The organism is Campylobacter gracilis, from assembly GCF_018374135.1.
In the GTDB taxonomy this organism is placed as follows: Bacteria; Campylobacterota; Campylobacteria; order Campylobacterales; family Campylobacteraceae; genus Campylobacter_B; species Campylobacter_B gracilis_A.
Genome location: NZ_JAHAFS010000032.1, coordinates 1 through 8,618, shown reverse-complemented (window position 1 = coordinate 8,618; position 8,618 = coordinate 1). Strand labels below are relative to the sequence as shown.

The following is an 8,618-nucleotide window of genomic DNA, read 5'->3' as shown; positions in this document are numbered from 1 at the left end:
TCAAAGCGCATCGTTTTTGCTTTAATGCGTTTAAGCTTACGAATCTTTTAGCTGCGGCAAAATTTTAAAATTTCAAGATACTTGAAATTTTAAAATTTTAAATTTAGCGCAGCGCGAGGGCGAGACAAAACCAAAGCAAGAGCGAGGCGAAATTTCTATTTATCAGCAGGCTCTTGCCGTTGCAAATTTTTTGCAAGCGGATTTGAAATTTTAAAATTTACAAAGCGGCGTAGGTTTTAAAATTTTAAAATTTAAGCAATTATAGGCGATTTACGCGCATTAGGCTCGATGAGGATTTTTGATGACGATATTTTTTTATCACGTTAGCTTGGCTCTGTTTCCGCTCGCGTTTTTAAGCGCGTATCTGGGCGGCAGGCGCTTTATTGGCGCATCGTTTTTGCCCGCGCTTTTGGGGGCTGCATTTGGGGCGCTGTGCTTTAGCGCATTTGCGCGCTCGGCAAACGCCGATACGGGCAAGATCGTATTTGATGCGCTCGCACTTTTAGCGCTGCTCGCGCTGCTGTTTGCGTTTAAGTTTAAGCGATTCTATCTTACTGCTATAGTTATTTTTGCTCTTGGTTGCGCGTATGGATTTGAATACCGCTTCATAGGGATGAATTTTAAAATTTTCTCCGGCGAGCTGCTTGACAGCTTCAGCCTAACCAACCTCTTTATGGCTGTTTTAGGTGCGCTGGCGCTCATTTTATTCTATTTTATTTATCGCTCAGCTCTAGCGCGCGCGAGCAGAGGCGCAAAGCTAGCGTCGTTCGCTCTTGCATGGGTGTTTGCCTTTATTGCTAAAATCGGCTTTTTAGGTCTTGATCTGCGCCAGGCAGACGCGCCCAAAGCTCTAGCCGCGAAGGGTTTTGAAGGGCTTTCAAACGCGATCGGCTCGTCCGAGTTTCTAAGCGTCATCGCTAAAATCATCCACTACAACAACTCCTATCTGACGCTAGCTCTTTGCCTTATAGCCGCGCTCATTGCGCTACTTACGGCATTTCGTGCGCCAAGCCGAGTGTCTCGCGAATCGGACATTATAAAATTTAGAGAGGTTAAAGCGGGCAGATTCGCCATTTTTAGAGATTTTAGCCTGATCTTGTCGCTTGGGGTTTTAATTAGCTTTTTGGGGCTTTATTATATCTTGGTCGCTTCAAAACCGCCTACGATCGACGAGCCTAAGATTATCGAGCCGCAAGGCGCGGAATTTATAATCGATGCAAACATCGTAAAGGACGGCAGGCTGCACCGCTTTGCCTACGTCACCGACGACGGGCATAAGGTCAGATTTTTTCTATTAAACCGCTTCACGGACAAATTTGCCCCGGTCGCGGTTTTTGACGCGTGCTCAATCTGCGGCGATATGGGCTATATCAAAAAAGGCGACGAGCTCATCTGCATCGCTTGCAACGTGCGTATCTTTTTACCAAGCGTCGGCAAGCTTGGCGGCTGCAATCCGATCCCGCTGGATTATAAGCTAGAGGGGCAAAATATCGTCATCGCGCTTAAGACGATTGAAGACGGCGCGTCCTATTTCTCGGAGATTGTGGATAAAAAGGTGATCGATCCGGTCAGCAGAAAAGAAATTTTAAACACCTCTAAATTTAGCTATCTTTACTACGGACGCACCTACTTTTTCGAAAGCGAAGCGAATGCAAACGCTTTCACCGCGCATCCCGAGCACTATGTAGATGAAAACGGCACGCTAAAGGAGCTTAAATAATGTTTTTACGCATCATCAAATCCTCCATTTTAAACTCCAGGGATAGCAAAATTTTAGCGTTTTTGACGATATTTTTATCGGTCTCGCTGATCGCTTGCATGCTAAATATCACGCTAAAAATCGGCGATCAGGTCGCTAAGGAGCTGCGCAGCTACGGCTCAAATATCGTAGTGCTACCGCGTTCGCAAAGCCTAAGTATCGAGATCGGCGGGCGCGAATACTCGCCGCTTAAAAACGACGATTTCTTAAAGGAGAGCGAGCTACATAAGATCAAAGAAATTTTTTGGCGCAACAATATCACCGCCTTTGCGCCCTTTTTAACTACCCGTGCGGGAGATTACGATGTCGTGGGAACCTACTTTGAAAGGGACGTGGGCGTTAGCGACGAGCCTGATTTCAGATCGGGCGTGCGCTCGCTCTATCCGTTTTGGAGTGTAGAGGGACAGTGGGTCAAAGACGGCGCCGATGACGAGGTTCTTGCAGGAGACGCGCTGGGGCTAAAGATCGGCGATACGGTTAAGCTTGGAGATTATGAGGTTAAGGTCGTTGGGATTTTGCACGGCGCGGAGGATGAAGCCAAAAAGCTGATCGCAAATTTATCTCTAGTGCAAAAGCTAACGCACAAAGAGGGCCTCATCGCCAAGGCAGAAGTTAGCGCTATGACGATCCCCGAAGACGATCTGTCCGTAAAGGCAAGAAGGAGCCTTGATAATCTAGACGCCACAGAATACGACACCTGGTATTGCTCGGCATACGTAAGTTCCATCGCATATCAAATCACCGAGGAGTATCCAAACGCAAGCGCCAAGGCGGTACTTAGCGTCAGCGAAGCTCAAAGCGGTATCACGAAAAAAATTCAAAATTTAATGGGCGTCGTAAGCATTCTATCGCTGCTGATTTCAAGCATCTGCATCACGAGCCTGCTAAGCAGCGAAATTTACAAACGTAAAAAGGAGATCGGTTTGCTTAAGGCGCTGGGAGCGAGCAATTTTATGATCTATATCCAGTTCGCCGCCGAAATTTTCGTTATCTGCATAGCGAGCTCGCTCGTGGGCGCAGTCGTGGGCTACGCGCTTAGCTGGGCGATCGCGTATCAAATTTTCGGCTCCTTTATCGGCGTGTCGCTAATGGTCTTTCCGCTTAGCATCGTCTTTGGACTTCTTATTTGCATTATCGGCTCGATTTTGCCGCTACGCGGAGTGATCAAGCTACTGCCTGCGGAGGTGCTTTATGGTAGGAAATAACGGAGCGTTTTTTAGAGGCGCGATCTTTAAAAGTATCATCAACAGCGGCATCCGCAGCTTCGTGATTTTCGTCGCGATAATGCTAGGCAGCGCGGTTTGCGCGGCGTTCGTAAATATCTACGCCGACATCGATAAAAAGGTCGCCAGCGAGCTAAACAGCTACGGCGCAAATTTAATCGTAAGCCCTGCAAATTTAGAAAATTCTCATATGGACGAAGCGGCGCTCGATGCGAAATTTGCCAAAATTCCAGCTCTAAAAAGCGCGAATAAATACCTTTTTGGCAGCGCAAATTTAGGCGTAAACTCAGGCATCATCATGGGGGTAAATTTCTCCTCTCTGCGCGATACTATGCCATTTTTAGATCTCAAAGAGGGCTCGTTTATCGGCGTGGATTTCGACGATAAAAACGCGCTCATCGGTCAAGATCTCGCCAAACTTTTGGGCGCGAAACTCGGCGATAGTATCGAGATCACGCCGATCGGCTCAAACGAAACGAGCAAGGTAAAGATAAAAGGCATCGTCTATGACGGGCAGAAAGAGGACGGCATGCTGCTAATCTCGCTGCCGCTGGCGCAAAAAATTTTAAATCAACCTGCGCAGGTAAATTACGCCGAAGCGATCGTAAGCGGCGATTTTAAGCAGCTTAGCGAAATTTCAAAAAGTCTAAGCGACGCGCAGATGAGCTTCGCGCCGATCGGCAAGGTATCCAAGACCCAGGGCATCATCTTAAACAAAATCAAGCTTTTGATGCTTCTTATCGGCATTACGATCCTTCTGATCACTTCGGTCTGCATCAACACGAGCCTTAGCTCGATCCTGCTTTCGCGTATCAAAGAGTTCGCGCTCATCCGCGCAATCGGCGCGAGCAAACAAAATTTGCTCCACCTGATCCTGAGCGAAATTTTAACCGTCTGCGTCGCAGGCTCGCTAGCAGGGGTCTTCGTGGGATACCTGCTAGCGATCTTGCTCGGGCATCTGATATTTTCAAGCAGCGTGGATTTTAGGCTGATTAGCCTCTTTGCGGCGGTTGCGCTGAGCCTGATTTTTGCGCTCGCGGCAAGCTACTATCCGATCAAAAAGGCGCTGAATCCGAATTTAGCGAATCTATTAAGGGAATGACATGGAAATTTTAAAATTTGAAGGCATCTGCAAATACTTCGGCGAGGTCAAGGCGCTCGATAATATCAGCTTCGACGTTTTAAGCGGCGAGTGGGTCAGCATAATGGGCCCAAGCGGCAGCGGCAAGAGCACGCTCGTAAATATCCTAAGCCTGATGGACACCCCCACCGCCGGCAAATACATCCTAGGCGGAGCCGACGCGAGCGCGCTAAACGACGAGCAAATTTTAGAATTTCGCCGCAAAAAGATCGGCCTCGTGTTTCAGCAGTTTCACCTAATCCCCTATCTAACGGCCGTCGAAAACGTCATGCTAAATCAATACTACCACAGCTGCGTGGACGAGGACAGCGCCAAGGCCGCACTTGAGAAAGTGGGGCTCGGGCACCGCATCACGCACCGCCCTAGCGAGCTTAGCGGCGGCGAGCAGCAGCGCGTCTGCATCGCTCGCGCACTCATCAATGATCCCGACATCATCATCGCCGACGAACCTACGGGCAACCTCGACGAGGCCAACGAGCGCGTGGTTTTGCAGCTCTTTCAGACGCTTCGCGGCGAGGGCAAGACGCTGCTTTTGGTTACGCACAACGAAGAGCTCGGCAAATTTGCCGACAAAGTGGTGCGCCTAAGACACGGCAAGCTCGATCGAATAGAACTTTTAGATCAAAGCACGATGAAGCACAATCTCGGCTCGCAAGATAAAATTTCAGATCGCGATTTAAACGGAAGCGCTTCGCAAAGCTCTAGCGCCGAAACTGCGAGTGAGCAAAATCCTGCCCCGCAAAGCTCTAGCGGCGAAGATCAGAGTGCCGAAAATTCTAATGGCAAAAATTCCGATACTAGAAATTCAGGCGCACAGAATTCCGGTGCATAAAATTTGGCTCGCATGATGAAAAATAAAGCTACGTTAAAATTTAAAAATTTCACCGCCCGCCCGCGCTCTTTTTGGGTTCACACAAAGCTCGCGCGAGCAGGCGCGGCTCTTTGCTACTCACGTCCCACCGAAGCCGTTTGCCTAGAAAGACCAAGCACCGTTGCAAAGTCTAGCGGAGTGGGTAAAAATTTTAAAAGCCAAAATTTAAAAAGTCTAAATTTTAAAAACCGAAACGCTACGGGCACAGATTTCGACGCGGATCGCAACATACGCCTAGGTGCGGGTCACGATATAAATTTCCGCCCAGATCGCGCCGTAAATTTTAAAATTTCAAACGCAAATTTAAAGGCCGATTTAGCGCGCCCGAAGGCGAGTTTTAGATGATAAAATTTTTAAATCTAAAAGTTACTGCCGCTGTGCTCGCGCTGCTACTCGCAGGCTGCGACGGATGGAAGCACCATCTAAGCAGCGACGGTACCTCGCTCGCCTCCAAGTTCGACCCCTCCGAGCGCACACTAAAGATCGAGGGCAACGACAAGCCGTTTGTGCTGTTTTTCTATACTAGCAGCTGCGGCGCGTGCAAAGCCCAAGTGCCCGCGCTAAACGAGCTGCAAGCTAACGGCGACGCGCTGATTATCGGCATTCTAGGCGATGGTAAAGGCTTAGAAGCCGACGCCGCGATCGCTCGTGAAAAGGGGATAAAATTCCCAAGCGTCAGCGGCGCAAACTCCGTAAAATACTTTGAAACCATCGTAGGCGGCATTTTCGGCACCCCCACGTCGGTGATCTACGATAAGAACGGCAAAGCGGTCAAAAAGCTCATCGGCCTCTACCCCAAATCCGCCTTCGAAACGCAGCTCAAGCTTATGAATTAACGAGCAGAATTTGATGCAGCCAGCTTTTGCGGCGGCGGATTGCAAATACCCACTAAAATTAACACTTCGAGTTTAAAATTCCTTTCAACTTGCAGATGCCTTTGCGTTTAAATTTCAAAATTTAGGCGCGCAGCGGATTTAAGTATTCGCCGAGTTTTGCTAAAATTAGCTTTGTCACTAAGCTGCTTGAATAGCTAAAAAGCGGCGATATCAAAATATAAAGGATACTTCAATGAGTAAAAAATCCTTTGTCCTAGGCGCTGCCGCGATGCTTTGCGGCGCGCTAAGCCTAAACGCCGAGGTTGCGGCGCAGAGCGCGCAAATAGATCTGAAATTTAACGCCGCAAATTTTACGCAAGAAAGCGTGATCGTAGGCGGCAAAAAGATAAAATTCCGCGCTTACAAAAACATAATCTACGTCGCAAAACCCGTAAGCGCGCACTATCAGAGCATGAATATCTTCATCCCGCAACAGTATTTTGAGGGGCGCAAGAGCGGTAAATTTGACGCCGCGAGCGTGCCGATATTTTTGCCAAACGGCGTGGGCGGCTACATGCCCGGCGAAGCGGGCGAGGTCAAAATAGACGCAAGCGGCAAACCAAACGCGATCGCTACGGCGCTTTCGCGCGGTTACGTCGTAGCCGCTCCCGCAGCGCGCGGACGCACGTTAAAAGGCGCAAACGGCGATTATATCGGCAAGGCGCCCGCGGCGATCGTCGATCTAAAGGCAGCCGTGCGGTATCTAAAATTTAACGACGCGGCGATGCCGGGGGACGCGAACAGGATCATCTCAAACGGCACGAGCGCGGGCGGGGCGCTCTCGGCGCTTTTAGGCACGAGCGGGGACGAGGCCGCGTACGAGCCGTATCTGCAGGAGCTGGGCGCTGCGAAGGCGAGCGATAAAATTTACGCGGCGTCGCTATACTGCCCGATCACCAATCTAAAGCACGCGGACGCGGCGTATGAGTGGATGTTCGGCGCGCAGAGCAAATATGAAAAGATGGATTTTAGCGGCCTTGATGCGGCGGGATTTAACGAGCGCGGCGAGAATTCTAGCGGCGCTGAAAAAAATTCTAAAAAAGGCGCGGATCAAAGCGCCGCAAAGCCCGCACGCAAAACGATTAGCGGCAAGCTAAACACAGCGCAGATTAAAATTTCAGACGAGCTAAAGGCGCAATTCCCCGCCTATCTGAACTCGCTAAGCTTAAAGGATGAGGGCGGCCGCGCGCTAAGCCTGGATAAAAACGGCGACGGCAGCTTCAAGGATTACATAAACGGGCTCATATCGGCCTCGTTTGCTAACTTTGCGGCGAAAAATCCGCGCGCGAAGGCGCCCCTATACCTAGCCGCCAAGATCAAGGACGACGCATCGCAATCGCATATGCTTTTTTGGGGCTACGCGACTGCCGAGCCGCGCGCCAAGACCCTGCCCGCATTCGACGGCTTTGCGCTTGAAAATCCCGAAAACGAGCTCTTCGGCGGCGCCAAATTTAACGCGGCGCATTTTACGGATTTTAGCGCGATGAATGACCCCGCCAAAGGGGTGCTGATCGCAGGTGCGCAGCTCGTGGAGATGATGGATGCGATGAGCTTCGTGCGCAACGAAAACGGCGCGAAATTTTACCGCATCCGACACGGCGCGAGCGATCGCGATACGGCGCTTGCGATCCCCGCGATTTTGGCGCTTAGCTTGCAAAATGCGGGCAAGAATGTCGATTTTGCGGTGCCTTGGGGGCAAGGACACGGCGGCGATTACGATCTGGAGGAGCTTTTTGATTGGATCGACGAAATAGTCGCGCAGTAGGTTTAACGAGTAGAATTTTACTTTGGAATTTAAAATTTTGCCCGCAGCTCTGCCCAAATTTTATCGCCTAAAGCTCGCTCTAGCAGATACGCCGAGCGGCATAAAATTCCGCTGCGAAATTCTATCGCGTCGAAATTTCGGCATCGCCGCAAGGCGCGCAACGGCTTGAAATTTTGCAGCTAGCATTCAAAAAATTCCATAGAATTTTATCGCGGCAAAACGGCGCGAATTAAATTTTATCGGCTGCTACGATTTGTGGCGCGGGCTTTTAGCGCGATCTGCGCTAAAATTTCGGCACAATCAAATTCTACGGGCTAAATTAAAAACCGAAGTATGCGATAAAATTTCACGGCGTTTATGCGCTATCCGATCGCAGGTATCGTGCATGAGCGCGCATTCGACACGCGGACGATTAAAATCCGCCAAAATGAATGCAAAAAAACCCAAGCAAGCACGGTAAGCAGGCTAAATTTAAAGGCGCACATTTCACGATTTCCCGCAGGTCCAAGCCCGCTTTTACTATCCATTAGGCCTGCTTCAATAATCCACTGACACCCAAAAAGCGTCGTTTGGGGCCTGTATCTTTGCGCCGTGTGCATAAATTTCATAATTTAACGGCGCTTTTAAGCACCGCTTAGCCTATTAAAGACTAACGCACGCCGCGGCAGCATCGTTTCCTAAACCGGGTGTGCTAGTATCTTTGCGGCAGCAGCACAACTCGGCGTCAAATAACGCTAGCTCTCCTTGCAGCGCCTCTCTAGCTCGCGTGCGGCGACACCCTTTGCACTCTTTGCGACACGAGGTCTAAACGCAAGCCACTCCCTCGCCGCGCCGCAAAATAGCTTTTAAAATTTTAACGCCTAGCTTTTTGCAATCTCGTAAAAACCGTCCTCAAAAACAACCTTACCCGCATCCGCAAGGCGCTTTAAAAGCTGCGCGCTCGCTTCGTCAAACATCGCCTCCACGTCGCTCGTGCGCTGCGGA

7 protein-coding genes and 1 pseudogene are annotated in these 8,618 nt (G+C 49.9%); 7 read left to right on the top strand and 1 reads right to left on the bottom strand.

Annotation, left to right across the window (positions count from 1 at the left end; all coding sequences use genetic code 11):
• Positions 1-301 precede the first annotated feature (301 nt).
• From KH703_RS09935 to KH703_RS09905, 7 genes and pseudogenes are all read left to right on the top strand, one after another.
• On the top strand, positions 302-1,720 hold the full coding sequence (locus KH703_RS09935; RefSeq protein ID WP_304295740.1) for a Fe-S-containing protein: 1,419 nt from the start codon (positions 302-304) through the stop codon (positions 1,718-1,720).
• Complete coding sequence (locus KH703_RS09930) at positions 1,720-2,964, top strand: ABC transporter permease (protein WP_304295739.1); 1,245 nt, start codon at positions 1,720-1,722, stop codon at positions 2,962-2,964. The genes KH703_RS09935 and KH703_RS09930 overlap by 1 nt, the downstream gene beginning before the upstream one ends.
• A complete protein-coding gene (locus tag KH703_RS09925; RefSeq protein WP_005869323.1) occupies positions 2,951-4,084 on the top strand; it encodes an ABC transporter permease in 1,134 nt (377 codons plus the stop codon). The genes KH703_RS09930 and KH703_RS09925 overlap by 14 nt, the downstream gene beginning before the upstream one ends.
• Position 4,085: 1 nt before the next feature.
• Positions 4,086-4,724 (top strand): annotated as a pseudogene (locus KH703_RS09920) (ABC transporter ATP-binding protein); the annotation flags it as partial.
• Positions 4,725-4,970: 246 nt separating this feature from the next.
• Positions 4,971-5,339 (top strand): hypothetical protein, encoded by a 369-nt coding sequence (locus KH703_RS09915; RefSeq protein ID WP_304295738.1) that lies wholly within the window; start codon positions 4,971-4,973, stop codon positions 5,337-5,339.
• Positions 5,336-5,830, top strand: coding sequence for a TlpA disulfide reductase family protein (locus tag KH703_RS09910; RefSeq protein WP_304295737.1), 495 nt, complete (start codon positions 5,336-5,338; stop codon positions 5,828-5,830). The genes KH703_RS09915 and KH703_RS09910 overlap by 4 nt, the downstream gene beginning before the upstream one ends.
• Before the next feature lie 232 nt (positions 5,831-6,062).
• Entirely contained in the window at positions 6,063-7,634 is a 1,572-nt protein-coding gene (locus tag KH703_RS09905; RefSeq protein ID WP_304295736.1) for a subtype B tannase, read from the top strand.
• A gap of 362 nt (positions 7,635-7,996) precedes the next feature.
• Here KH703_RS09905 and KH703_RS09900 read toward each other — a convergent pair whose 3' ends face one another.
• A complete protein-coding gene (locus KH703_RS09900; protein ID WP_304295735.1) occupies positions 7,997-8,161 on the bottom strand; it encodes a hypothetical protein in 165 nt (54 codons plus the stop codon).
• Positions 8,162-8,618: the final 457 nt, after the last annotated feature.